This is a genomic window from Hydrogenobacter hydrogenophilus (genome assembly GCF_900215655.1).
GTDB lineage: Bacteria > Aquificota > Aquificia > Aquificales > Aquificaceae > Hydrogenobacter > Hydrogenobacter hydrogenophilus.
Window position 1 is genome coordinate 252715 of sequence record NZ_OBEN01000001.1, and the last position, 24766, is coordinate 277480.

Below are 24766 nucleotides of genomic sequence, written 5' to 3' on the forward strand. Positions count from 1 at the left end.
GGAGGCAGTGTATGAAAGTTTCTGTAAAAGAAAGAGAAGGGCTTTTTAAAGAGTTAAGTGTAGAAGTAGAAGGCGATATGGTAAAGTCCGCCATGGAGGATGTTTACAGATACTTGAAGGAAAATGTGAGTATAGAAGGCTTTAGAAAGGGCACCGCACCCCTTTGGATCATAAAGGCAAGATATAAAGAACACATTGAGGAGGAAGTAGGAAAGAGAGTAGCTAACCAAACTCTCCAATCAGCCATCGAGGAAAGCAAGCTAAAACCTGTTGCAGACATATTTTTAGAAGAGGTAAAGTTAGAAGAGAACGTGCCCAAGCTTACCTACAGGGTGGTTTTTGAGACACCCCCAGAGTTTGAGCTAAAGGATCTTGAGGGCATAGAGGTAGAGGTAAGAAAGATAGAGTTCAACGAAGATTTGGTCAAAAACAGGATAGAGGAGCTCAGGGAACAGCACGCAGTCTGGGAGCCTGTTGAAAGGGAAATAAGAGAAGGAGACTTGGTATCTGTTGATTATTACATAGAAGAGGTGCAAAGTGGAGAGATCACCCAAGGAGAGACATCAGGAATAGTAGGACAGAAGATGTTCAGAGAAGAGATAGAGAAAGCTCTGATTGGAAAAAAAGAAGGTGATGAAGTGTTTATGGAAGACCTCCCCCTTTACGACATGGAAGGCAAGGAAGCAGGAAGAGCTAAGGTAAAGCTTGTTATCAAAAGTGTAAAAGAGAAGGTCCTTCCTGAAATAAACGATGACTTTGCAAAGGAGTTAGGATTAGGAGATACATGGCAATCTGCAGAAGAAAAGATAAGGGAAGAGGTAAAACAAAGTGTGGAGCGTCTGAAGAAGATTATTGTTGAAGATGCGGTAGCTAAAAAGCTCATTGAGATGTTTGAGTTTGAACTGCCACAAACACTTCTTTCCCGTGAGGTGTCCCATTTGGTAGAAAGAAGAGTGCAAGAGCTTGCCCAGTATGGTATAGACACAAGGTATCTTAACTACAAGGCTATGGCACAGGAACTTATGCCACAAGCCATATTTAACATAAAACTGAGATACATACTTGAAAAGTATGCGGATCAAAAGGGTATAGAAGTAAGTCAGGAGGATTTAGAGAAAAAGTACCAAGAACTTGCACAGCAATACGGAAAAAGCGCTGAAGAGATAAAGTCTTACTTCCAACAGGAAAATCTTGAAGGCGTGCTAATAGAAGACATACGCAGAGAAAAAGCCTTCAGTGATATAATAAGCAAAGCGGTGATAAAAGAATTAGAGGAGAAGAAGGATGAAGGAAATACTTAATCAGCTGGTACCTATAGTTATAGAGCAAACTCCAAGAGGAGAAAGAGCTTATGACATATACTCAAGACTTCTTCAGGACAGGATAGTGCTTCTTGGTTATCCCATAGACGACCATGTTGCCAATCTCATAGTAGCCCAACTGCTTTTCTTGGAAGCCCAAGACCCAGAAAAGGACATATACATGTACATAAATTCACCGGGTGGCTCGGTGACCGCAGGTATGGCAATATATGACACCATGCAGTACATAAAGCCTGATGTGGTCACCATATGTATAGGACAGGCTGCGTCTATGGGAGCTGTGCTTCTAGCTGCAGGAGCTCCCGGCAAAAGGTACGCACTCCCCCACGCACGCATAATGATACACCAACCTTTGGGAGGTATAACGGGGCAGGCAACGGACATTATAATCCACGCTGAGGAGATAAAGCGTATAAAACACATGCTCAACGAAATACTCGCAAAACACACAGGACAACCTCTTGAACGCATAGAAAGAGATGTGGAAAGAGATTACTTTATGTCTGCAGAAGAGGCAAGAGAGTACGGAATAGTGGATAAGGTTATTGCCAAAAGGCAGTGATGAGCTTATATTTTGGGAGCTAACATGAAAAGATACACAACTAAAAACCATTGCTCCTTCTGTGGAAGGTCTCAGGATGAAGTCTTAGTTCTCATAGCTGGTCCTAACGACACCTTTATATGTGATAGGTGCGTGGAAGCTTGCAACTCTGTGATAAGGGAACAGAAAAAACAGCAAGTTTCTTACGGTCTTAGAGACATACCAAAGCCAGAAAGGATAAAAGCCTTCCTTGATGAGTATGTGATAGGACAGGAGAGAGCCAAAAAGATACTCTCAGTAGCGGTGTACAATCATTACAAGAGGATAAGGGCAAAGCAAGCGGGACTTACCTTTGATGATGTGGAGGTAGAAAAGAGCAACATACTGCTTATAGGACCAACTGGTTCTGGCAAAACTCTGCTTGCCAAAACCCTTGCCAAGCTTTTAAATGTACCCTTTGCCATAGCAGACGCCACAAGTCTTACAGAAGCCGGTTATGTAGGTGAAGATGTGGAAAATGTGCTAACGAGACTCTTGCAAAATTGCGGGTATGATGTAAAGCTTGCTCAGATTGGCATAGTTTACATAGATGAGATAGACAAGATAGCCAAAAAGTCTGGAATAAACCCATCCATAACAAGAGATGTTTCTGGAGAAGGTGTCCAGCAAGCTCTTTTGAAGATCATAGAGGGAACAGTAGCTAATGTGCCACCTCAGGGAGGTAGAAAGCATCCCCATCAGGAATTTATACAGGTGGATACAACAGACATACTTTTCATATGCGGTGGTGCTTTTGTGGGCCTTGAGGACATAATAAGGCGCAGGCTTGGAAAATCCACCATAGGCTTTGAGTCCCAAATAAGCGCTACACTGAAAGAAGATAACATTCTTCAGCTTGTAGAACCCGACGATCTTATACACTTTGGTCTTATACCAGAGTTTGTGGGAAGACTTCCTGTAGTTGCAGTTCTAGATGAATTAAAAGAGGAAGATTTGGTAAGGATCCTTACAGAACCCAAAAACTCCCTGGTAAAGCAGTATAAAAAGCTCTTTGAGATGGATGGTGTAGAACTAGAATTTACTGAGGAAGCTCTAAGAGAAATAGCAAGAGAAAGCATAAAGAGAAAGACGGGAGCCAGAGGTCTCAGAGCTATAATGGAAGAAATAATGACGGATGTTATGTTTGAAGTGCCATCACTGAAAGAGGTGAATAAGGTAATAATAGACGAAGAAGTGGTCAGAAATAGAGTAAAGCCCAAGTATGTTTACAAAAAGGCGGTATAATACAAAAACAGGAGGATAGAATGAAAAAGTTTTTCTTGGTAGGCTTGCTTTGTAGCGGTTTTGCCTTTGCGGAGCAGAAGTTTGTATGCGTAGATCCTAACCGCATACTTTCCGAATCCAAGTCTGTATCCCAAGCTCAGGAACAACTCAGAAAAAAGGTCAAGGATTATCAGCAACAGCTTGATGAGAAACAGAAGAAGCTTGACGAACTAAAAAAACAGATAGAGAGCAAAGGTATAAGCCAGAAAGCTAAAGAAGAGAAGATAAGAGAGTATCAAAAAGTTGAAGCAGAAGGTATGGAACTCCAACAAAAAGCTCAGAAGGACATAGTGGAGCTCAAGAGCAAGCTGGAAGAGGACATACTCAGCAAGGTAAAGACAATAGCGGAAAACATAGCTAAGAAGAACGGCTACACAGGAGTGTTAGACTGTAGCGCTTTTGTTTACAAACAGCCGGATATAGACATAACAGATGTAGTTATAAAGAGCTTAGATCAGGGTAAATGAGGCTTTCTGATGTAGCATCTATTTTGGGAGGAGAGCTTCAAGGTGATGAAAACTTTGAGATAAACGGCATTTCTTCCGTAGAAGACCCAAAGCCCAGAACTTTAGTCTTTTGTTGGAACAAAGGGGATATTCAAAAGGTAAAAGGCTCAAAAGATATAGTCCTTGTGGTAGACACTCCCGTTGAGCATCCTAATACCCTTTTAGTTAAGGATGTTAAGCATGCTATGGCTGTATTTCTAAAACACATGTATCCCGAAAAACACCCATCAGGTGTATCTTCTACGGCTTATGTGGGGAAGAATGTACATATGGGTAAAGATGTTTACATAGCCCCCTTTGTTTATGTAGGTGATGGTGTTTTCTTAGGAGATGGTGTGAAGATATATCCCTTCTCTTACATAGGTGATCACTGCGTTATAGGTGATGAAACCATTATATTCAGCGGTGTTCACATATACCCCAAGTGTGTAATAGGCAGAAGGGTGAGGATCCACAGTGGAACGGTAATAGGTGCGGACGGCTTTGGTTATCACATCAGTAATGAAGGTATAACAAAGCTAAACCATATAGGTACAGTGATAATAGAAGACGATGTGGAAGTTGGCGCAAACACTACCATAGACAGGGCTCTTCTGGACAAGACTATTGTAGGCAGAGGCACAAAGATTGACAACTTGGTTATGATAGGACATAACTGTAGGATTGGAGAGAACAACATAATAGTGTCTCAGGTGGGTCTTTCCGGAAGTGTAAAGACAGGAAAGAATGTGATATTGGCTGGTCAAGTAGGTGTAGCGGATCACATAAATATAGGTGACCATGTGGTGGTTACTGCCAAGTCCGGCGTAGCCAACGACCTTGAGCCTAACAAAACTTACGGAGCTAACCTGCCTGCGGTAGAGTGGAACAGATGGAAGCGGATATACCTATACCTTTTGAAACTTCCCGAACTTTTTAAAAAGTTGGGGCAGAGCCCCACAGGAGATCAGGGGAAGACCACCTGAACGCTCCTTATGTCCGCAGTTTCTTCAAAAGGATTAAATACCACAGCTCTGAGAACTATATAGCCTGTTCCACTCACCAACTGAGCATTTGTGGTAGCATAACCTCCTACATTACAGCTTATTATGTTAGGTGAACCTCTATCTATCTTACATTGAATACTTCCACTACTTCCTTTACAAGCCTCAGAGAAAGAAAAACAGTTTACCGTAGCTATGCGATAATTGTCTTTTGGGACTGGTACACTGTTGCTGGGGCTTTGGTAGACTTCTACCACATACATACCGCTGTAATCCGCTGTCCAGCTTACACTGAAGGAAGAAGTGGTTTGTAAGTTTGTGGGTTGTACAGAGACATTTTTAAATTTCACAGAATTTGAACTTCCTCCTCCACCACCACCAGAAGAGGGTAAGTCAAAGTCTGCACCGCCGCCTCCGCAGGAAGCTATCAGCATACTGCCCATAGCCAAGCTGAGAAATCCTTTTCTCATGTTCTACCTCCACTAAGTTTTTCTTCTATTAAATAACCCTCCCCTTTTTAATTTTCTGACATACTGTGTTAAACTATTCCAAAACCGAGCGGAGGTGTTGTCATGAAAAAGATACTTTTAGCCTTTGTGCTTGGGGGTGTCCTTTGCAAGCCCACCGTCGATAACTCGCCTTTGGGTGTAGGTGGTCCTGCAAAGGATACTTTTGAGTTTATTCCGGAAAAAGAGCTTAAGAAAGAAGAAGATTTTGACACGCAAAGTGTGGATAACATCATAGCGGTAGAGTCCTCTGTGGAAAAAGCCATGAAGGAACTTTTAGATGTTAAAACAGTTGAGACGGTAAAACCTGACATATGGCCTGTGGTAGGGCTCATCACCTCTGACTACGGATGGAGAAGGATGGGTAGGGTAAAGGAGTTTCACCCAGGCGTTGATATATCTGTGCCTTATGGCACCCCTGTAAGCGTAGCGTCTGACGGTAGGGTCATATACGCAGGTTGGCTAAGCGGATACGGAAAGACGGTGATTGTGTATCACGGATACGGTTTTATTACCCTGTACGGACACCTCTCGGATATATCCGTGAATTACGGGGATAGGGTAGTAAAGGGACAGATCATAGGCAGGGTGGGTATGACGGGAAGAACAACAGGACCACACCTTCACTATGAAGTCATAAAGTATGGGATAAGACAAAACCCTATAGCTTACTTACCATAAATGAAAGACCTGAGAGAATTTTTGAAGGTTTTGGAAAAAGAAGGTGAGCTTTTACGCATAAAAGAGCTTTTGTCTCCTATACTTGAGATAACAGAGCTTACCGATAGGGTTTCCAAACTGCCCAAAGGTGGAAAAGCTCTTCTTTTTGAAAAGGTTGAAGGGTATTCAATACCCGTGCTAACTAACATGCTGGGTTCAGAAAAACGAATAAAGTTAGCTTTAGGCTACGAAAACCTTGAAGATATAGGGTGGAAACTCTACAAACTTCTAAGACCAGAAATACCCAATACTTTTTTAGAAAAACTAAAGCGCATACCAGAACTCAAAAAGCTCAACGACTCACTGCCCAGAGTTGTAAAAAAAGGACCCGTAAAAGAAAATGTCATAAGGGACAACATAAATATTCTTGACTTTCCTGTGCTAAAGTGCTGGCCAGAAGACGGAGGTAGATACATAACCTTCGGACAGGTCATAACAAAGGATCCAGAAAGTGGCATAAGAAATGTGGGACTCTATAGAGTTCAGGTTCTCTCAGAGCGTGAGCTTGCCATCCATTGGCAGATACACAAAGACGGAAACCATCATTACTGGAAAGCCAAAAGACTTGGGAAAAAGATGGAAGTAGCTATAGCTATAGGTGGAGACCCAGTGCTCTCTTATGTAGCTTCCGCACCTCTTCCTCCAGAGGTGGATGAGTACCTCTTTGCAGGTCTCATCAGGGAAGAAGGGGTAGAGCTTGTAAAAGGTGAAACTGTAGATCTTGAATATCCCGCTCATGCAGAGATAGTAATAGAAGGTTATGTGGATCCACAAGAACCTCTTGTGGACGAAGGACCCTTTGGAGACCACACTGGCTTTTACACCCCGGTGGACAAGTATCCCAAAATGCACATAACCGCCATAGTGCATAGGGACAATCCCATATACCTTAGCACCATAGTGGGAAGACCCCCTCAGGAGGACAAGTACTTGGGTTGGGCAACGGAGAGGATATTTTTACCTCTTATAAAGTTTAATCTTCCAGAGGTAATTGATTATCATTTGCCTGCGGAAGGATGCTTTCACAACTTCTGCTTTGTTTCCATAAAAAAGCGCTACCCGGGACATGCCTTTAAAGTGGCTTATGCCCTTTTGGGTTTGGGTCTTATGTCTCTGGAAAAAGTGATAGTAGTTTTTGACGAGTGGGTAAATGTTCACGACATACAAGAAGTCCTTTGGGCTTGGGGCAACAACATGGACCCATCAAGAGATGTCCTCATACTCAAGGGTCCAATAGACGTGCTTGATCATTCTACCAACAGTGTAGGCTTTGGCGGTAAAATGGTCATAGATGCCACTACAAAGTGGAAAGAAGAAGGATACACAAGAGAATGGCCCAAGGTTATAGAGATGTCAAAGGAAGTAAAGGATAAGATAGATGCTCTGTGGCAGAGGTTAAAATTATGACATGGAGACTATAGAAGAACTTAAGGTACATTATAACTGGACAAGAGAGGACGAAGAGAACTTAGCTAAAGTGTCTTGGATAGCGGAAAGGTACAAGGAAGAATTCATTGAAGAGTTCTACAGATACTTAGAGAACTTCTCCGATACAAGTAAGTACCTTCCTGACGAGGAAACAAGAAGCAGACACAAAGCAAAAGTTAAGGGCTGGTTCGTTGCTCTGTTCACATCAAAATACGATGCCCAGTATCTGAGAAGGCTCTACAGGATAGGTGAAACCCATGTGAGGATAGGACTGCCACCTCACTATGTGCAAGCTTCTATGAACTTTGTAAGAAACTACATAGCGGATAAGATCACAAAAGAGATGGGATGTAGCCTTGAAGCAAACAGAATACTCTCCTCTATTAACAAGGCTTTGGATATAAACCTTGATGTGATGATAAACTCTTTCAGGGAGGAGGAGCTCCGTCTTTATCTTGCATCTGGTAAGTATCAGAGATTACTCATAGAAAACATAAGAAGGGTATCGTGGTTTTTTGATACTTTCATAATACTTACCTTAGCAGTAGTTGGGGTGTTCCTCATATTTTGGATAGTTTATGAAATATGGCTTGTCTCTGTAGGAAGTCTCCCTTTAGAAAGAGGTGGGCTTAGCATTCTGGGTTCTGTCCTTGTCCTTTACGCCATATCAGAGCTCCTTACAGAAGAAGTAAAGCACATAAGGGGTTCTGCCCTAAGTATAAAAGTCTTTGTAGGTGTTGCCCTTGCTGCAGTGATTAGAAAGGTTCTTATCATATCCCTTTCGCCAGAAAAAGTTCAGGAGCTTATAACCTTGTCCTTAGTCACTTTAGCCTTAGGAGTTGTCTTTTGGCTCATCTATAAAGTGGAGTCCAAGACTTGAGAGTTTTTCTAAATTTCTTTCCAGTATTCATCAAAAGCTATCCAAGTTTTTGGTATGATGTTTTGTAAGTTTTCCCAAGTCTTCATGTGCTTTTTGCGTTTCTGACTGGCTCTTTTGAGAGTGGTTCCAAATACCTCCTGTGCCTCTTCCTCATAGTCTTGAATGCATCCAGAAGCTAAGGCTTTGCCCGCCATACTGCCAGAGAGTACTGCGTTGGCTATTCCTCCCCCAGTTATAGGATGGCAAAAACCACCAGCGTCCCCCACCAAAAGGGTGTTATCCCTTATTAGCTTAAGGAGTCCATCTGCAGGTATCCATCCTCCTGTCCTTGCCAGCAGAGTATCCTCTATAAAACCGTCTGATAGCACCTCTTTCAGAAATAGCCTGAGGCTCTCAACCACATTTATTGGATACGAAGGGTCTATACCTACACCTACATTAGCGGTTTCCCCCTTTGGAAATATCCAGCCATACCCACCGGGTATGTAGTCCCTAAAGTATATAAGAAGGTCATTTAGCCTACTTTTTAAGGGAACTCTTACCTGTGCGGTGGTCAAAAACTCCTTTGTAGTCTCTCCTGTCAGTTTAGCTACCTTTGATTTTGGACCATCAGCACCCACCAAAACATCTGTGAGCACATAAAACCTTTCTCTTGTGTCTATTCTCTCAAGCCATACTTTTTTTCCTTCCACACCCAAAAAAACTGTTCGCAGTAAATAACAAGCTCCGTGCTCTTTTGCAAGCTCAGCTATCTGGTAATCAAACACTTCTCTATTAAGGACAAAGCCCGGAGAACTCATAGAAACTACCTCTCCCCACGGAGTGAAGTGTATCATGTTCTTAACTTCCTGTGATATGGCAGGCTCTGGAAAAAACTGTGGGAATGTGTTGAAAAGTTGCAATGGTACAAATTCTGCGCACTGAACAGGCGTACCTATCTGTTTTTTGAAGTCCACCACAAGCACATTAGCACCACTTTTTGCAAGCTCGTAGGCACACGAAGACCCTGCAGGACCTCCACCTATGATAACTACATCATACTTTCTCATTTAGCTTGGCAAGAAGTTTTTTTGAAGGCTTAAAGCCTATAAGGTATCTTTCCTCTATGTAGGTCTCTATACCTGTTTTGGGATTTTTTGTGAAACGGCCACTGCGCCTTCTTAGTCTGAACACACCAAAACCTCGTATCTGTACCTGCCCATTTTCTGCAGTCTTTTGAGCTATCCAGAAAAACATCTCCTCTACTATCCTTCTGGCTTCTTTTACAGGTATGTTGTACTCCTTAGCTAACTTATTTACTATCTCTGACTTTCTCACTCTTTTCCTCCACATAGAAGGTTCTTACTCTTTTGCTTTTGCTTATGGCTATAGCTCTATCCTCTTTTTTATAATAAATTATCTCATCTGCTTCAACAAAGTTTTTATCATCTTCAACCCTTGCATTCCCAAAAAGCTTAAGAACCTCCGTTTGAAAGTCATACTCAGCCCTGTCTGCAAAAGCTCTGCGAGCTCCTTCTACGTACTTTACATTTCCTTCCGCTTCCGCTTTTTTGGGTTTTCGCTTGTCATCAAGGTATATTACCACCTTGTTAGCGGTAAGTACTCCCTTGCCCCTTGTCATCTTCACATTGCCCGTGTATATTATCTTGTCTTTTTCGTAAGTAAGGTTATCCGCCTCACCCAGTATTGGCTCAGATATAGCCAACTTAAAGAACAAAAGTCCAGCCAATAACAAAAAGATCATTCCAATTTCACCTTTGCTTTTTTAATTATAATCCTCAAAGGTCTTAGCTCTACTGTAAAACTTTCACCGTAAGTTTCTTTCCCCTCTTCCTTTAAAATCACCTTTGTGTTTCCCCACACCTTACCCTCTTTTAGGTCAATGTTTGCTCTATCTGTCTTTGCGTAAAAGTTCTCACCCACTATCTGTACATTTCCTTCCACATACCCTTTAAGGGTATCTCTGTTTATAAAGGCTCTATTCGCTGTTATCTTCTCCTTTTGCGTCTGCAAAAGAGCGGATATAAGCAAAATATTGCCGTTTTTTGTGTAGAGATTTTTTCCTTTCAGTGTCCACTCAAGTCCAGCCTTCCCGTAAGCTTTTATCATAACATCTTGAGCATTGCCCTTCTCTTCTTGTTTAAGTGTAGGTAAGTGATCGTAAGCACTCCTCACATAGGAGCTTAGCACCAAGGAAATACCCATAAAAAACACACTCAAAAGGAATATCTTAAGCATCTTTGAGAAGCTTATATAGGACAGCCATACGCGTATATACACCGTTTTCCACCTGTCTCAGAATTAGGGACTTTTCCGCATAAACTACATCTTCGCTTATATCCACATTTACATTTACTGGTCCAGGATGCATAAAAAAGCCTCTTAGTTTTTGGTAGCGATCTTTGGTAAGCCCAAACTGTAAAAAATAGCTTTCTTTTGAAGGTATGAAATTTTCTCTAAACCTCTCTTCCTGTAGCCTCAGACATATGACCAAGTCTGCCCACTCTATAGCTTCTTCCCAACTGTCAAAAATGCAACATACACCAAAGGGAGAAAGGTCAGATGGGACGAGAGTTTTGGGTCCAAGCACACCTACACTTGCAGAATACATACTAAAAAGATAAGCACCCGATCTGAAAACTCTACTGTGGTATATGTCTCCTACATAAAGAACCTTTAATCCTTCCAAAGAACCATGCACCTCCATAGCGGTAAAGAGGTCTATAAGCCCCTGTGTGGGATGTTGATGCGTACCATCACCAGCATTTATTAGGGATATACCTTCGTTAAGATAAGCGCTGTATGGGAAAAGAACAAAAGGTACTCTAAAGACTAATGCTTTGAAGCCTAAAGAAGAAAGAGTTTTTATAGTATCGTAAAAGGTCTCTCCCTTTTCTAAGGATGTCTCCTTTGCGCCAGCGTAGTAGGTGTTTAGTCCCAGGTTTCTACAAGCCTTTTCAAAAGACAGTCTGGTTCTGGTTGAGCTTTCCAAAAACAGTAGGGCTACATCTCCTTTAAGTTTTTCTTGCCTTCCCCGCTTAAACTGGATAAAAAGATCAAAAAGGTCACTCACTTGGTCTTTAGTCAGCTCAAAAACGCTTATGAGATGTTTCATGAGCAGTTATATAGTATAAATTATCTTTATGGCTTTTAGAATTGGTTTAGGTTTTGATTCTCACGAGTTTCAGGAAGGCAAGCCTCTTTACTTGGGTGGTATTCACATAGAACACCATGCAGGCTTTAAAGGTCATTCGGACGGTGATCTCCTTTTACATGCCATAACGGACGCACTACTTAGTGCCATAGGTGAACCTGATATGGGTGAGCTTTTCCCTGACCAAGAGGCAAGGTGGAAAGATGCACCTTCTGAGATTTTCCTAAGGGAAGCTCTAAGGCGTATGAAAGAAAAGGGATACCGCATAATAAACCTTGACTGTGTGCTTGTGATGGATAGCCCTAAGATATCTCCTATAAAGGATGTCATAATAGAAAATCTATCTAATATCATGCAGATAAGTAAGTCCGCTATATCTATAAAAGGTAAAAGAAGGGAAGGCTTCTGCTTAGAAAGGGGTGCAGTGTGCTACTGTGTTGTCCTGCTTAGTCATGAAGGTTAACCTTGTCCTTTCGGGAGGTGCGGCAAGAGGGATAGCTCATATTGGGATACTTAGGGCTTTAGAAGATATGGGGTTTGAAGTGCAAGCCATAAGCGGAGTAAGTGCTGGTGCGCTTGTGGGTGCCTTTTTTTGTGCAGGCTATTCGCCTGAGGATATGCTAAGGCTTGTAAAAAACACTGATTGGATAAAACTTATACGTCCAAAGGTGCCAAGATACGGCTTTTTTAGTCTCAGTAAAGCGGAAAAGTTTTTGAGAAAATACTTACAAGTGGAACGCATAGAGGAGCTCAAAAAAGAACTTTACATAGGAGTGCTGGATATAAAGAGTGGCAAAAGCTTTCACTTCAATAGCGGAGAGCTTTACCCAATACTTTTAGGTAGCTGTGCGCTGCCGGGTATTTTTGAGCCAGTCAAATACCAAGATTACGTGTTTGTAGATGGGGGTGTTACCAACAACTTACCGGTAGAGCCCCTTTTAAAAAGGGAAGGACTGTTGATAGGAGCTGATGTAAATCCCACCAACTCAGTAGAAAAGATCAAAAACATAATCCACATAATAGCTCGTAGCTTTCTCCTTGCAGTGAGGTCTAATGTAGAAAAAAGAAGAGAACTGTGCCAAGTACTTATAGAACCAGAACTGCAAAACTATTCGGTTATAGACCTATGGAAAGCTCAAGAAATATACACTTTAGGATACAATAAAACATTAGAGGTTATGAAGGCATATCTCAAGAAGGCTTAAACCACCTGTAAGGTAATATCAGATCTTCGTCCTGAAGCTCAAAACTGTCTATATCTTGCTTAAGTTTAATGGGATTTTTCAAACATCTTAAATTCATTTCAAATTGAGTGAGTCCATCTACACCCACTATAAAACCATCAAGGTTCTCAAAATGTGCAACAAAGGAGAGCAAAAGACAAGAAAGCTCTACCTCTAATTCCTTAGCAAATTCTCGCAAAGCCTTTACCTTTTCTTCCGCTTTTTTCAAATTACCTTCGAAATTTTCTAGAAAGAATAGACCCTGTAGGAACACAGACCTTGCAAAAAGCATAAAACCCATAGACTTCCAGTTTTTAATATACTTTGTAAATCTTCTATCAAAAATATTAAGAGGGAATTCTACTACTATAGGTTCCTTACAAAGATAGTAGAAACTTTCAACTTCCCAGGGATGGTACACAGAAATACCGTAATGCTTTATAAACCCTTCTTTTTTTAAACCTTTTAAAACATCAACTATTTCAGGCATCATCTCAAAAGTTCTAAAAGAGTGTAGAAGAAGACAATCCAGAAAACTTGAATTCAATCTTTTTAACATGTTTTTAACTTCTCTTTCTACCTCTTTTTTGCTCATATAGTTTCTGTGAGGTAGTTTATCTATTACTCTAAGAATCTTTCCTTTTTCCGAAAAAAAAGCTCCTAAAATGTCTTCTGCATGCCCGTAAGCTACCGCTGTATCCACGCCCCATATACCTTCTTCTGCAGCTCTCTCCAAGATTTTTAAAGCTTCTTTACCATCTACCTTTTTAGAGGATATACCATATTCCATGCCAAAGTTTGCTGTTCCAAGCACAAATTTGTCAACCACCTAAAGCCTCCTCTAACTTCTGTATAACAAAATCAAGATCCTCTTGCCTTATGGAAGGATATATAGGTAGGCTTAACTCTCTTGAGTAAAAAGCTTCAGCTCGTGGGCATAATCCTCTGGAATAATCTAAAAAAGGATGCCAATAGACTGGTATGTAGTGTACCTGTACAAAAATGCCCGACTGCCTGAGTTTTCTGAATAACTCTCGGCGCTTTGTAGGGTCCTTAAGCTTTATAGGGAAGAGATGATAGGAATGGAAGGTATACGACTTTTCTACAGGAAGCTCTATGTGTAAATTGTCTTTTAATCTTTCTAGATAAAACTTTGCGATCTCTCTTCTTTTTTCCACGAAGAAATTCAGCTTTTTTAGTTGAGAAAGTCCAAGTGCGCATTGAAAGTCTGTTATCCTGAAGTTAAAGGAAGGAAATTCTACAGAGTATTCCCAATCATCACCCTTTTTTATGCCATGGTTCCTACATTGAAGTAGCCTTTCATACAAAATCTTATCGTTAGTTAAAACAGCTCCACCTTCCCCAGTAGTTATGTGTTTTACAGGATGGAAGCTTAAGACCGTCATGTGTGAGTATTGGCACGAACCCGTTTTGAAACCCTTGTAAGCGGACCCTAAAGCGTGGCAAGCATCTTCAACTATCCACAAGTTATACTTTTGTGCTATTTCCCATACCTTCTGCATATCCACGGTATGCCCTGCGTAATGGACTGGTACTATAAGCTTAGTATTTTCTTTGATATATGTTTCTAGAAGGTTTACATCCATGTTTCCTGTATCTTCTTCCACATCACAAAAAATAGGCTTTGCACCTAACAAAACCCCGGCGGAAACTGTAGCCGTGAAAGTTATGGGAGATGTTATAAAAAGATCTCCTTCTTGTAATCCTAGGGTTCTGTAAGCGCAGTATAAAGCAGAAGTACCAGAATTGAAAGCAACAGCATACTTGGCACCGCAGTACTCAGCTAAGGCTCTTTCAAACTCACCAACTTTTGGACCCTGGGTGATAAAGTCAGATTGAAGAACTTCCAAAACAGCTCTTATATCCTCTTCGTCTATGTACTGTCTTCCATAAGGTATCATAACCATTTACAAAACCATATCCTCCTTTGCTCTTTCCAGTAAGCTTTTTATTTCTTCGTAACCAAGCCACCAATCATTTCTATCGCTTCTGTAAAAAAAGCCTTCGGGCATTTTGCGTAAGCTCTTCCACTTTTCTATAGCTTTACTCTCAAAAGGGAAGTTGGGAAGTATCAAATAGTAAGTCTTTCCTTCATGTTCTACCATAACTACCTGTCTTGCTTCGTCTTCTGCTATAAGGCTTTCATGTAGCTTTTCACCAGGTCTTATACCTATAAACTTGAAGGAACAGTTGGGACATATAGCTTTTGCTAGATCCACGATTCTGACGCTTGGAAGTTTTGGAACAAATACCTCACCACCAACCGCTTCCTGAAGGGCAAAGAGCACTAGTCTCACTCCTTCTTCAAGAGTGATCCAGAACCGTGTCATCCTTTCATCTGTTATAGGAAGTTCTGTACATCCTTCTTTTACAAGTTTTAAAAAAAGTGGCACCACGCTTCCTCTGCTTCCTATAACATTACCGTACCGGACTATGCTAAAAGTAGTTGCTTTAGCTCCAGTGTATGCATTGCCTGCTATGAAAAGTTTCTCCATAGTTAGCTTAGTAGCTCCATACAAATTAACTGGGTTCACTGCCTTGTCCGTTGATAAGGCTATAACCTTTTTAACTCCTTTTTCAAGAGAGGCTTCTATTATGTTCTGTGCACCTATTATGTTAGTTTTTACCGCTTCAAAAGGGTTATATTCAAGGATTGGTACATGCTTCAGAGCAGCAGCATGGATCACATAATCTACACCTTCAAAGGCTAACATCAACCTATTCTTATCTCTTATATCACCTAAGAAAAATCTCAGCTGTGGATAGCTATATTCTGGGAACTCCTTTTGCATTTGCCACTGTTTGAACTCATCCCTGCTGAAGATTATTACTTTTTTAGGATTCGCATGTTTGAGCACAAACTTAGTAAAAGCTTTACCAAAGGAACCAGTTCCACCTGTTATAAGTATGGTTTTTCCTTCAAGAAACTTCATTCTATCATCTCCCATCTTAGAGGTGTGCCTTTTGGTATATCTATCCTTGCCCTCCTACCTATTACTTCCTTGAGGTACAAGGGGTGAAGACCGTAACCTGGCCTTATGCTTTTGACTTTTTGTTCTGTAATTATCTCGCCAGCCTTTATATCCTGTACGGCAAAAAGACTTCTCGAAAACTTACGCATCTCTTCTTGTTTCTTTGTCAATTCATAGTTAACTTGTCCGAGAGCTTTTTCCACCTCTCTTATTGCTTGAACCATGGCTTTAAACTCCAAAGGTTCCAACGAAAAAGAAGAATCTGGACCGCCAAGCTTTCTATCAAGAATAAAGTGTTTTTCTACTATGACAGCACCAAGAGCTACAGCAGCTATAGGTATGGATATACCAAGAGTGTGATCCGATAAACCTACATGAACACCGAAGGTTTCTTTCATGTTAGGTATGGTGCGCAGGTTAGCATCTTCAAAGGGTGTTGGGTACTCAGATACACACTTTAATAGAATTATCTGGTTATTACCTACGGACTTGCAAGTTTTGACTACTAGTTCTATATCTGAAAGGGTTGCTATACCAGTGGATATGATTACCGGTTTTCCTTTTGAAGCTATATACTCTATAAGGGGGATATCCGTTATCTCAAAAGAAGCTATCTTGTAGCATGGGGTGTTAAGCTCTTCAAGAAAGTCCACCGCAGTCCTATCAAAAGGTGTGGAGAAAACCACCAGACCAAGGTCTCTTGCAAACTCAAAGAGCTTAGGATGCCACTCCCAAGGAGTGTACGCAGACCTGTAAAGGTCATACAGGTAAAGGCCATCCCACAGAGTTCCTTGCCTTATCATAAAGTACTCATTTTTGACATTTAGTGTAATAGTGTCTGGTGTGTAAGTTTGAAGTTTTACCGCATCTGCACCAGCCTCTTTTATAGCTTCTATGGTCTTTAGTGCAAGATCAATGTTCTGAAGATGGTTAGCAGAAAGCTCAGCGACTATGAAGACAGGTGCATTTTCACCTATTTCTCTTCCGTCAATGTTTATACTTTTCATGGTATTCCTCTTCTGTCATGCCCATAACTATTACATCAAGCCAGCACCCATCCTTAAATACAAACTCCCTTAGTTTACCTTCTTCTCTAAAGCCCATTCTTTTATAAAAGTTTATAGCTCTTTCGTTGGTCTCTATCACTTCAAGCTTAAGAGTATGAAGATTTGCTACTTCAAAAGCAAGTTTTAAAGATGTTTTTTCCAATATTATGCCAGCATTTGGAGCTTTTTCAAAAGGATTTGCATATATCCCAAAATAAGCGTTGCGATTTCTATAATTTAATCTAGTTAAGCTAATAACCCCTATCTTTTTATGCTCCTTTATTACAAGATAATAAAAATTTTTAGTGTCCTTTACTAAGCTTTCAATAAAGTTCATATGCTCTTCCTTACTTATCTCGTGGTCTGTATACATCCACCTTTTTACTTCAGGGTGGTTGCGCCACTGCCTTATAATCTCCAAGTCTTGCTCTTTAAGATTTATGAAATTTATAACTTCAACACCGTTAATTTGAATATTATTCCTTAGCTTTTCTATTAGCTTGGGTATCAGCATTTGTATATATTATAACTCCGTCTTCCTAAAGAGTTGTTAGGGCTCAATGTTGGGGTCAATGAGTAGCTGAGCGAGGCGAAGGACGAGGGTAGCTTTTTACTGCCTCTCTTGGCTTTCTTTAATTTCTTGGTGTGTATAAATTAAAAATTTATATAATAGATATCATGACTGGATATGAGGCAATAAACTATCTGAGTCTTATAACTATAGGGATAAGCGGACTTTCTGTTGTTGCCGGGCTTTACTTTATTAAGACTGGAAGAAGAGAATTACACAAAAAAACTATGATAAATGCATCTGTGTTTGCTCTTCTGTTTGTAGGTCTTTATCTTCTAAAAAACGCCCTTTTTCCAACTTCTAAGTATGAAGGTCCATACAAAAGCCTTTTCTTGTTCATACTTTGGTCTCATACCGCACTTGCCATACTGAACTTTCCCCTTGCGGTGATCACTTTAAGATACGCCTTAAAAGGGGTTTTTGATAAACACAAGAGGATAGCACCCATCACCGCAGGAGTTTGGCTTTATGTGGCTCTTACTGGCTGGCTCATATACTTCTTTATGCAGTGGTTAAACCACTGAATAGGAACACTCACTGCATACACCAAATATCTCAAGTCTGTGATTGAGGGGGGTAAACTTGTATTCTTCACAGACCTTATCCTGTATTTCTTCTATGTCCTCTCTGTAAAACTCTATAATCTTACCGCACTTTACGCATATGAGATGCTCGTGGTGAGGTTTGCCTGCGATAAACTCGTATATAGTCCTGTTGCCGAGTTTTATAACCTCCCTTATAGCACCAAACTCTTGAAGAAGCTTAACGGTTCTGTATATGGTGGACCTTGAAGCCACACCCTTATCTTGATTGCTCACCCACACGACAAGCTGTTCTATTTCAAAGTGAGATCCATAGCTCGCTATCTTATCTATAAGCTCAAGCCTACTTTTGGTAACCTTATAACCTTTCTGTTTGAGAAACTGTTCAAACTTCTGCTTTAATTCACTGAGCTGCATACCATTAATATAGCTCAAATGAATTTCATTTGCAATGTCCGTTTAAATGTATAATAAAAAGAACTATTATGAAGCTTAGAATAGGAACAAGAAAAAGTAAGCTTGCTCTGTGGCAGGCTAACTTTATCAAAGAAAAACTTGAAAAAAAAGGACATCAAGTAGAGCTGGTGCTTATAACCACATCGGGAGACAAGATCCAAGATGTTCCCCTTGCTAAGATAGGAGGTAAAGGGCTTTTCGTAAAAGAGATAGAAGAGGCTCTCATGCGGAAAGAAATAGACCTAGCGGTTCATTCCCTAAAGGATGTTCCCATGACGCTACCTGATGGTCTCACTATAGGTGCCATAACAGAAAGGGAAAATCCCTTTGATGTACTTATATCCTTAAAAGGTGTTCCTTTCGAAGATTTGCCACAAGGTGCAAAAGTAGGTACATCTTCTCTGAGGAGGCAGGTTCAGATAAAGAGAAGGAGGAGAGACCTAAAGGTAGAAACCCTTAGGGGGAATGTGGACACAAGGCTCAGAAAGCTTCAGGAAGGGCTTTACGATGCTATTATATTAGCTTACGCAGGTGTAAAAAGAATGGGTATGGAGGATAAAATAACACAGGTACTTGAAGACTTTATCCCAGCAGTAGGACAAGGGTCCTTAGCCATAGAGATAAGGGAAGATGATCAGGATGTTTGGCAGGTAGTGAGAGAGCTTGACCATCCAGAGAGCAGAGCAAGGGCAGAGTGTGAGAGAGCCTTCCTTAGGGAACTTCAGGGTGGTTGCCAAGTACCAATAGGTGCGTACTCTTGGATAGAAGGTGATAGTATATTCATAAAAGGCTTTGTCTCTGACCTTGAAGGGATTAAATTTATAGAAGGTATGAAAAGCGCAGACATAAAATCTGCAGAGAAGATAGGTGCACAGCTTGCAAAGGAACTACTTAGTAAGGGTGCGGAGGAAATACTCAGGGAGGTCTATGGATGGAACACATAGGTATAGTTCTTGGGACTAAACCCATATCTCCCCTTGAGTTTTGGATAGGTGTAAGCGAGGGGCATATACTTGAGCTTGATCATGTGGTGTATGTGGAATCAAAAGCAGGAAACCAAAAGGTGATCTTTTATGGTATTGTCCAAGAGGTGCATAAGTTCCTTGAAGGTGCAGAGTCTGTGTATGATGCTCGCCTTGCCACGGATGGTATCATACCCGTAGAAGTAGCTTATACCGCAAAGGTAAGCGTGACAAGGATAGAACCTGAGCTATTTTTACCACCTGCACCAGGAGACAAAGTGTACAGAGCGATAGGACATCACTTTGAAAAGGCACTTTACTATGATCAGATGAAGACAAAGATACCTGCAGGTCTTACCCGCAGTGGAGAACCCGTTTATATAAACTATCACTTTATCAACGGTAAAGAGGGAGCCCATGTTAGCATCTCTGGCATGTCAGGAATAGCCACTAAAACTTCTTATGCTATGTTTCTACTCTACTCCATTATTAACAAAGCAGACGATATGAAGGACATTCACGGTATGGTTTTTAATGTGAAAGGCAAAGACCTTTTATGGATAGACAAGAAAAACAAGTATCTTTCACAAGAGGATAAAGAGGCTTGGCTAAGATTGGGATTAAAACCGGAGCCTTTCAAAAATGTGATCTTTTATGTTCCACCAGAAGAGAAAAACCCTGATATACCTGATTGTGAAAGGCTTGACGAAAAGGTAGTACCTTTTTACTGGAGTATGAGGGAGTTTGCAGAAGATGGACTCTTAAAGTTCATGTTCGTTGAAGGCGAAGAGGGCATGTCCAACATAAACTACACTATAGACAAGGTCGCTAACAAACTATACACACTTGCCAAGAATAGTCCAGTGGGCAGGTTAATAGACGATTACGGTAGAGATATAGAGGATTTAGACGCTTTTGAAAAGATTCTTGAAGAAGCTATTCAGGACAAAGAGCAGAACAAAAGCTCAGAGATCTACAAAAGCTGGTTTGGAGATGCACAGCTTCAGACAACATACGCTTTTATGAGAAGGTTTCACAGAGCTAAAACCTACATAAGGAGGTTTGTCCGGAGTCAAGGGAGTTCACCCATAAAATGGCAAGATCATAAGCTCTCTGTCATAGATATAAGTGGACTCCACAGTATAGCCAAGATGTTCGTTGTGGGTGCTATCCTGAGAAAAGTCTTTAGAGAGAAGGAGGAAACCTCAAAATCCTATCCTAAAATCTTCGTAGTACTTGACGAGCTAAATAAGTACGCACCCAAAGATAGCTGGAGTCCTATAAAGGACATTATCCTTGACATAGCAGAAAGAGGTAGAAGCTTGGGTGTTATTCTAATAGGTGCTCAGCAGACAGCAAGTGAGATAGAAAAAAGAGTAATAGCAAACTCTGCGGTAAAGGTAGTAGGTAGAATGGACAGCAGTGAAGTGATGGGTAAAGAGTACGAGTTTCTTTTGGGCAATTTCAGACAAAGAGCTATCATGCTGAAAAAAGGTACCATGATCATGTACCAGCCAGACATACCTACTCCCTTAGTGTTTAGATTTCCAAGACCATCTTGGGCAACGAGAAAGGAAGAGGTAGAGGAGGAGGTGCATGTACCAGAAGATTTTGGTAATTTTTAGTTTGCTTTTGGCCATCTCTTTTGGGCAGGTCGTAAGCGTAAGATACGGAAGCTATCCGGAAAAAGAAAGGATAGTCTTGGATTTTAACAACAGAGTGGACTACAGAGTTGTGCTACTTGAAGACCCAAAGAGAATAGTTGTGGACATACTTTCTCAGGGAGACTTTGCTTTAAGAGTTCCAAAAGGTATAAACTACCGCTTGGGCAAACATCCATGGGGCACAAGGATAGTTTTTGAAAGGGATTTTTCAAGCGTGAAAGCCTTTTCCGTAGAAGATCCTTTCAGGATAGTTATAGATCTTTTCAAAAAGATGGAAAAACAGGAAGAAAATAACGACGATGCTCTGCTGGCTATTCTCGATCCGAAAGTGCTCAAGATTATACAGTACGATGCAGGAGCTAAGGAGAAGGTAATAAGCGAGCGCAAAAAGAACGTGATCATCACGCAGAGAAGGACTATAGTGATAGATGCGGGACACGGTGGGCATGACCCAGGAGCCATAGGATACATGGGCATAAAGGAAAAAGACATAAACTTAGCTATAGCCAAGAAGTTGGCAGAGTATCTATCACAAGATGGAAGGTTTAGAGTAATCATGACGAGAAAAGATGACACCTTTTTACCTCTTCAGGAAAGAGCAAACACCGCTTTAAAAAACAGAGCAGACCTTTTTATAAGCATACATGCCAACGCATCTCCACAAGGTGTATCTCATCACGCAAGTGGTACTTATATTTTTGCTATATCCTCTGAGGCAGCAAAAAAGAAAAAACACCAGATAATAAACAATGACAGCTATGCCAAGTTAGTGCTTGGTACTGCAGATGTTCCCATCAGTGCCAAAAAGGTGCTTGCAGACCTTGCTATGGATGTGACGCTCTACGAGAGTGTATCTTTTGGTGAAAAAATAGCCAAGAGTATTGCAAGGGAGTTGGGAAGAGAGGTGCAGTTTAAGGGAATACAGCGGGCTGGCTTTGCGGTGCTTAAAACTCCGGGTATTCCTTCTGTGCTTATAGAAACGGGTTTTATAACTAATCCTGATGAGGCAGTTCTTATGGCTGACAAGGACTTTCAGGATAAGTTTGCTCGTGCCATATACACTGCAGTAGTAAACTACTTTTTCCCTATGGAGAAGAAGCTCACTTTAAGCCAATGAGTTTGTGAAGCTGGGGCAAAACTCTGACAGTGTATCCTTCTTCAAGCAGGTCTGTCTGGATTTTTAGGGCTTTTTGCAAAAACTTCTCTTTGTTGCCTTCTGGTTGTAGCACCACCAGACCCTTTTCAAGAAAAGGTAAGAACTCACTTCTTTTTAGAATGTGAGAAGAGAAGTTATCATCAACGACAAATTTTAACTCTTTAGCGTTCTTGAGCACAGAAGGATGCACATACCAGTTTGCGGTCCATTTGGGAGAGCATGTTATGTGTATACGGTCTTCTACTACTTTTAAGTTTTCGTTCCAGAGTGTGCCGTTTGTTTCTATCTGCACAAAATAACCCTCTTGAATAAGCTCGTAAACTAAGAGGTGAAGGTTTGGTTGTGCCAAAGGCTCTCCACCTGTAAGCACTATGTGTTTGTGAGGATGGCGCTTTATCTCTTCCAAGAGGGTAGAAAGGTCTGTGTTTGGTCTTTTAAATACTAAAGCAGAAGGCTGATCACACCACGGACACCTTATGTTGCATCCCTGAAATCGCACCATAAGACACGGACTTCCCACAAGTAATCCCTCTCCCTGAATGGTAGGATATATCTCGTTTATGCTCAGAGTTGTGCTTGTTCTAACTTTATCTCGTAGCATTCTATCACATCACCCACCTTTATATCGTTGTAATCTTTTAGCTTTATACCGCATTCGTAGCCTTTTGCTACTTCCTGCACATCCTCTTTGAACCTCTTTAGTCCTTCTATCTTGCCATCGTATATAACCACGCCGTTTCTTATAAGCCTTGCTTTTGCGTTTCTGACCACTTTACCTTCAAGCACATAACAACCCGCCACATTTCCCACAGACTTTATCTTAAAGACCGCTCTTACCTCTGCAGAACCTAACACCACCTCTTTCTCTACAGGTTTTAGCATACCCTTGAGGGCTTTTTTGACATCATCTATAAGCTCGTAAATGATGCTGTAAAGTCTTACATCTACCTTTTCCCTCTCTGCAGCTTCCTTAGCTTTTACATCGGGTCTCGTGTTAAAACCTATTACTATAGCGGAACTAGCTTTTGCAAGCATAATGTCATTTTCTGTTATACCACCCACATCACCGTGTATGATCCTTATGGCTACCTCTTGACTGTGTATATCTGAAAGGGATTTCTTTATTGCTTCTAAGGAACCAACAGTATCCGTCTTTACTATAAGCTTGAGTTCTTTTAGCTCTCCCTCTTGAATCTTCTTAAAGACCTCTTCAAGAGCCAAACCTCTTGACACTTTCTCCAACTGCTCCTTTTGTAGTCTTCTTGCTTCGGCTATCTGCCTCGCAGTCTTTTCGTCAGGTACTACTTTAAAGGTATCTCCTGCCATGGGTAGATCCTCAAAACCTAAGACCTCTACTGGAGTTGATGGTCCTGCGGACTTGAGCCTTCTACCCTTGTCATCTGTCATGGCTCTGACTCTTCCGTAGGTGGTGCCTGCAACAAAGATGTCTCCTACATAAAGAGTGCCTTCTTGAACTAAAACTGTTGCAACCACTCCTTTCTGTTTGTCCAGCTTGGATTCTATGATGGTGCCTTTGGCTCTTTTTGTGGGATCGGCTTTGAGTTCAAGCAGGTCTGCCAACAGCAGTATGTATTCAAGAAGCTGGTCTATGTTCTGGCCTGTTTTGGCAGATACATCTACGAATATGGTGTCTCCTCCCCACTCTTCGGGTATTAGCCCAAGCTCTGAAAGTTCCCGCCTTACTCTCTGGGGATCAGCACCTGGTTTGTCTATTTTGTTAACAGCTACTATGATAGGCACATTAAAAGCTCTTGCGTGATTTATGGCTTCTACTGTCTGTGGCATCACGCCGTCATCTGCAGCAACTACAAGCACCGCTATGTCCGTGACCTGCGCGCCTCTTGCTCTCAGAGAGATAAAGGCTTCGTGTCCCGGTGTGTCCAGAAAAGTTATTTTCCTTCCGTCTGGAAGCTCCACAACAGACGCACCAATGTGCTGGGTTATTCCTCCCTTTTCCCTTTCCGCCACGTTGGTTTTACGCACCGCATCAAGAAGTGTGGTTTTTCCGTGATCCACATGCCCCATTACCACCACTACGGGAGGTCTTGGTTGAAGGTTTTCTGATGGCTCTTCTTCTTCCTCTTGATCTATTTTTTCTTCCACGCTCTTTATCTCCGCAAGAAATCCCATACCTTCCGCTATGGACACAGCCACTTCCGCTGGTATAGTCTGGTTTATGGTTGCAAGTATCCCCCTCTTGAGAAGCTCTGCCATAACCTGATTGGGTGGTACTTTTAGTATGTCTGCGAGCTCTCTAACAGTGATAATCTGTGGTATTTCAACTATCTTTATCTCCTCTTCCTTCTTTTCTTCCTTTTTCTTTTTCTCTATCTGTTGTTCAAGCTTTTTGAGAACTTGCTGTTCTTCCTTGCTTATCTTTTTCTCAACTACAGTCTCTTTTTTGGGTTTTTCTTCCGTTTTCTGTTCTTTGACTTCTGGTGGAGGGGGTGGTGCTTTGGGTATAGATTTTGACTCTTTCTTTTCGTGGAAACCTGCTTTTGGTTTTTCTAACTTAACTGATTCCTTTTTAGGTTGTTTTTGCTCCTTCTTTTCCTGCCTTTTCTCTTCCTTTTTGGTTTCTTGCAACTCTTCCTGTTTTTCTTCTTCTTTTTCTACACCAAAGTTATCGTATATGATCTGTAGCTCTTCTTCCTCAAGGTGAGAAAAGTTAGATTTTTCTATACCGTACGCTTTTAGGAGTTCCCTTACATCCTTTACGCTTTTGCCCAACTCTTTTGCTACATCTTGCAATCTTACTTTGCCCATAGG

General features: G+C 41.2%; 28 protein-coding genes. 14 read left to right on the plus strand and 14 right to left on the minus strand.

The genetic code is table 11. The features are described 5' to 3' along the window. Positions 1-11: 11 nt before the first annotated feature. Genes tig through lpxD form a run of 5 tightly spaced genes read left to right on the plus strand, consistent with a single transcriptional unit; the run spans position 12 to position 4657 of the window. Complete coding sequence (gene tig / locus CP948_RS01395; RefSeq protein WP_096600319.1) at positions 12-1301, plus strand: trigger factor; 1290 nt, start codon at positions 12-14, stop codon at positions 1299-1301. Continuing rightward, positions 1285-1884, plus strand: coding sequence for an ATP-dependent Clp endopeptidase proteolytic subunit ClpP (gene clpP / locus CP948_RS01400; RefSeq protein WP_096600321.1), 600 nt, complete (start codon positions 1285-1287; stop codon positions 1882-1884). The genes tig and clpP overlap by 17 nt, the downstream gene beginning before the upstream one ends. A 24-nt stretch (positions 1885-1908) precedes the next feature. Further along, on the plus strand, positions 1909-3147 hold the full coding sequence (clpX, locus tag CP948_RS01405; RefSeq protein ID WP_096600323.1) for an ATP-dependent Clp protease ATP-binding subunit ClpX: 1239 nt from the start codon (positions 1909-1911) through the stop codon (positions 3145-3147). A gap of 20 nt (positions 3148-3167) precedes the next feature. After that, the gene (locus CP948_RS01410) at positions 3168-3653 is read left to right on the plus strand and encodes an OmpH/Skp family outer membrane protein (RefSeq protein WP_096600325.1); all 486 of its coding nucleotides are present in this window, start codon (positions 3168-3170) and stop codon (positions 3651-3653) included. After that, complete coding sequence (lpxD, locus tag CP948_RS01415; RefSeq protein ID WP_096600327.1) at positions 3650-4657, plus strand: UDP-3-O-(3-hydroxymyristoyl)glucosamine N-acyltransferase; 1008 nt, start codon at positions 3650-3652, stop codon at positions 4655-4657. The genes CP948_RS01410 and lpxD overlap by 4 nt, the downstream gene beginning before the upstream one ends. Here lpxD and CP948_RS01420 read toward each other — a convergent pair. Next, the gene (locus tag CP948_RS01420; RefSeq protein ID WP_096600329.1) at positions 4639-5145 is read right to left on the minus strand and encodes a hypothetical protein; all 507 of its coding nucleotides are present in this window, start codon (positions 5143-5145) and stop codon (positions 4639-4641) included. The genes lpxD and CP948_RS01420 overlap by 19 nt on opposite strands. Before the next feature lie 102 nt (positions 5146-5247). Between CP948_RS01420 and CP948_RS01425 the strand changes: the two genes are divergently transcribed. The 3 genes from CP948_RS01425 to CP948_RS01435 are packed head-to-tail and all read left to right on the plus strand — an operon-like array spanning position 5248 to position 8209. Further along, a complete protein-coding gene (locus tag CP948_RS01425; RefSeq protein ID WP_096600331.1) occupies positions 5248-5862 on the plus strand; it encodes a M23 family metallopeptidase in 615 nt (204 codons plus the stop codon). After that, a complete protein-coding gene (locus CP948_RS01430) occupies positions 5863-7308 on the plus strand; it encodes a menaquinone biosynthesis decarboxylase (protein ID WP_096600333.1) in 1446 nt (481 codons plus the stop codon). It begins immediately after the preceding gene. Position 7309: 1 nt separating this feature from the next. Beyond that, a complete protein-coding gene (locus tag CP948_RS01435) occupies positions 7310-8209 on the plus strand; it encodes a protoglobin domain-containing protein (RefSeq protein WP_096600335.1) in 900 nt (299 codons plus the stop codon). Between the two features lie 8 nt (positions 8210-8217). Here the strand turns inward: CP948_RS01435 and CP948_RS01440 are convergent, their stop codons facing one another. Genes CP948_RS01440 through CP948_RS01460 form a run of 5 tightly spaced genes read right to left on the minus strand, consistent with a single transcriptional unit; the run spans position 8218 to position 11324 of the window. After that, positions 8218-9258, minus strand: coding sequence for a geranylgeranyl reductase family protein (locus tag CP948_RS01440; RefSeq protein ID WP_096600337.1), 1041 nt, complete (start codon positions 9256-9258; stop codon positions 8218-8220). Then, positions 9245-9526, minus strand: a complete 282-nt coding sequence (locus CP948_RS01445) for an HU family DNA-binding protein (RefSeq protein WP_245810044.1) — start codon at positions 9524-9526, stop codon at positions 9245-9247. The genes CP948_RS01440 and CP948_RS01445 overlap by 14 nt, the downstream gene beginning before the upstream one ends. Further along, positions 9501-9953, minus strand: a complete 453-nt coding sequence (gene lptA / locus CP948_RS01450; RefSeq protein ID WP_096600341.1) for a lipopolysaccharide transport periplasmic protein LptA — start codon at positions 9951-9953, stop codon at positions 9501-9503. The genes CP948_RS01445 and lptA overlap by 26 nt, the downstream gene beginning before the upstream one ends. Next, entirely contained in the window at positions 9950-10447 is a 498-nt protein-coding gene (lptC, locus tag CP948_RS01455) for an LPS export ABC transporter periplasmic protein LptC (protein ID WP_096600343.1), read from the minus strand. The genes lptA and lptC overlap by 4 nt, the downstream gene beginning before the upstream one ends. Continuing rightward, positions 10440-11324, minus strand: a complete 885-nt coding sequence (locus CP948_RS01460) for an aspartate carbamoyltransferase catalytic subunit (protein WP_096600345.1) — start codon at positions 11322-11324, stop codon at positions 10440-10442. Before CP948_RS01460 ends, lptC begins: the two co-directional genes overlap by 8 nt. A gap of 28 nt (positions 11325-11352) precedes the next feature. Here CP948_RS01460 and ispF point away from each other — a divergent pair, with 28 nt between their 5' ends. Together ispF and CP948_RS01470 are read left to right on the plus strand one after the other, a co-directional pair. Then, entirely contained in the window at positions 11353-11826 is a 474-nt protein-coding gene (ispF, locus tag CP948_RS01465; RefSeq protein ID WP_096600347.1) for a 2-C-methyl-D-erythritol 2,4-cyclodiphosphate synthase, read from the plus strand. Next, entirely contained in the window at positions 11816-12568 is a 753-nt protein-coding gene (locus tag CP948_RS01470; protein ID WP_096600349.1) for a patatin-like phospholipase family protein, read from the plus strand. Before ispF ends, CP948_RS01470 begins: the two co-directional genes overlap by 11 nt. Here CP948_RS01470 and CP948_RS01475 read toward each other — a convergent pair. Genes CP948_RS01475 through pseH form a run of 5 tightly spaced genes read right to left on the minus strand, consistent with a single transcriptional unit; the run spans position 12555 to position 17139 of the window. Beyond that, entirely contained in the window at positions 12555-13415 is an 861-nt protein-coding gene (locus CP948_RS01475) for an aldo/keto reductase (protein ID WP_096600351.1), read from the minus strand. The two genes, CP948_RS01470 and CP948_RS01475, sit on opposite strands and share 14 nt — an antisense overlap. Then, positions 13408-14514 carry a UDP-4-amino-4,6-dideoxy-N-acetyl-beta-L-altrosamine transaminase gene (gene pseC, locus CP948_RS01480; protein ID WP_245810045.1) on the minus strand — a complete coding sequence of 369 codons (1107 nt, stop codon included), beginning with the start codon at positions 14512-14514 and terminating at the stop codon, positions 13408-13410. Before pseC ends, CP948_RS01475 begins: the two co-directional genes overlap by 8 nt. Next, entirely contained in the window at positions 14515-15540 is a 1026-nt protein-coding gene (pseB, locus tag CP948_RS01485) for a UDP-N-acetylglucosamine 4,6-dehydratase (inverting) (RefSeq protein WP_096600353.1), read from the minus strand. Further along, a complete protein-coding gene (pseI, locus tag CP948_RS01490; RefSeq protein WP_096600355.1) occupies positions 15537-16586 on the minus strand; it encodes a pseudaminic acid synthase in 1050 nt (349 codons plus the stop codon). The genes pseB and pseI overlap by 4 nt, the downstream gene beginning before the upstream one ends. Further along, positions 16567-17139, minus strand: a complete 573-nt coding sequence (gene pseH, locus CP948_RS01495) for a UDP-4-amino-4,6-dideoxy-N-acetyl-beta-L-altrosamine N-acetyltransferase (protein ID WP_096600357.1) — start codon at positions 17137-17139, stop codon at positions 16567-16569. Before pseH ends, pseI begins: the two co-directional genes overlap by 20 nt. Positions 17140-17303: 164 nt before the next feature. Between pseH and CP948_RS01500 the strand changes: the two genes are divergently transcribed. Next, the gene (locus CP948_RS01500; RefSeq protein ID WP_096600359.1) at positions 17304-17720 is read left to right on the plus strand and encodes a DUF420 domain-containing protein; all 417 of its coding nucleotides are present in this window, start codon (positions 17304-17306) and stop codon (positions 17718-17720) included. Here the strand turns inward: CP948_RS01500 and CP948_RS01505 are convergent. After that, complete coding sequence (locus tag CP948_RS01505; protein WP_096600361.1) at positions 17709-18155, minus strand: Fur family transcriptional regulator; 447 nt, start codon at positions 18153-18155, stop codon at positions 17709-17711. The two genes, CP948_RS01500 and CP948_RS01505, sit on opposite strands and share 12 nt — an antisense overlap. Before the next feature lie 68 nt (positions 18156-18223). Between CP948_RS01505 and hemC the strand changes: the two genes are divergently transcribed. Genes hemC through CP948_RS01520 form a run of 3 tightly spaced genes read left to right on the plus strand, consistent with a single transcriptional unit; the run spans position 18224 to position 21937 of the window. Further along, positions 18224-19138, plus strand: coding sequence for a hydroxymethylbilane synthase (hemC, locus tag CP948_RS01510; protein ID WP_096600363.1), 915 nt, complete (start codon positions 18224-18226; stop codon positions 19136-19138). Beyond that, positions 19126-20781 (plus strand): ATP-binding protein, encoded by a 1656-nt coding sequence (locus CP948_RS01515; protein WP_096600365.1) that lies wholly within the window; start codon positions 19126-19128, stop codon positions 20779-20781. Before hemC ends, CP948_RS01515 begins: the two co-directional genes overlap by 13 nt. Beyond that, positions 20753-21937 (plus strand): N-acetylmuramoyl-L-alanine amidase, encoded by a 1185-nt coding sequence (locus CP948_RS01520; RefSeq protein ID WP_096600367.1) that lies wholly within the window; start codon positions 20753-20755, stop codon positions 21935-21937. Before CP948_RS01515 ends, CP948_RS01520 begins: the two co-directional genes overlap by 29 nt. Here CP948_RS01520 and CP948_RS01525 read toward each other — a convergent pair. Continuing rightward, complete coding sequence (locus tag CP948_RS01525; RefSeq protein WP_096600369.1) at positions 21921-22577, minus strand: 7-carboxy-7-deazaguanine synthase QueE; 657 nt, start codon at positions 22575-22577, stop codon at positions 21921-21923. The genes CP948_RS01520 and CP948_RS01525 overlap by 17 nt on opposite strands. Beyond that, positions 22541-24763 carry a translation initiation factor IF-2 gene (gene infB / locus CP948_RS01530; RefSeq protein WP_096600371.1) on the minus strand — a complete coding sequence of 741 codons (2223 nt, stop codon included), beginning with the start codon at positions 24761-24763 and terminating at the stop codon, positions 22541-22543. Before infB ends, CP948_RS01525 begins: the two co-directional genes overlap by 37 nt. Positions 24764-24766: the final 3 nt, after the last annotated feature.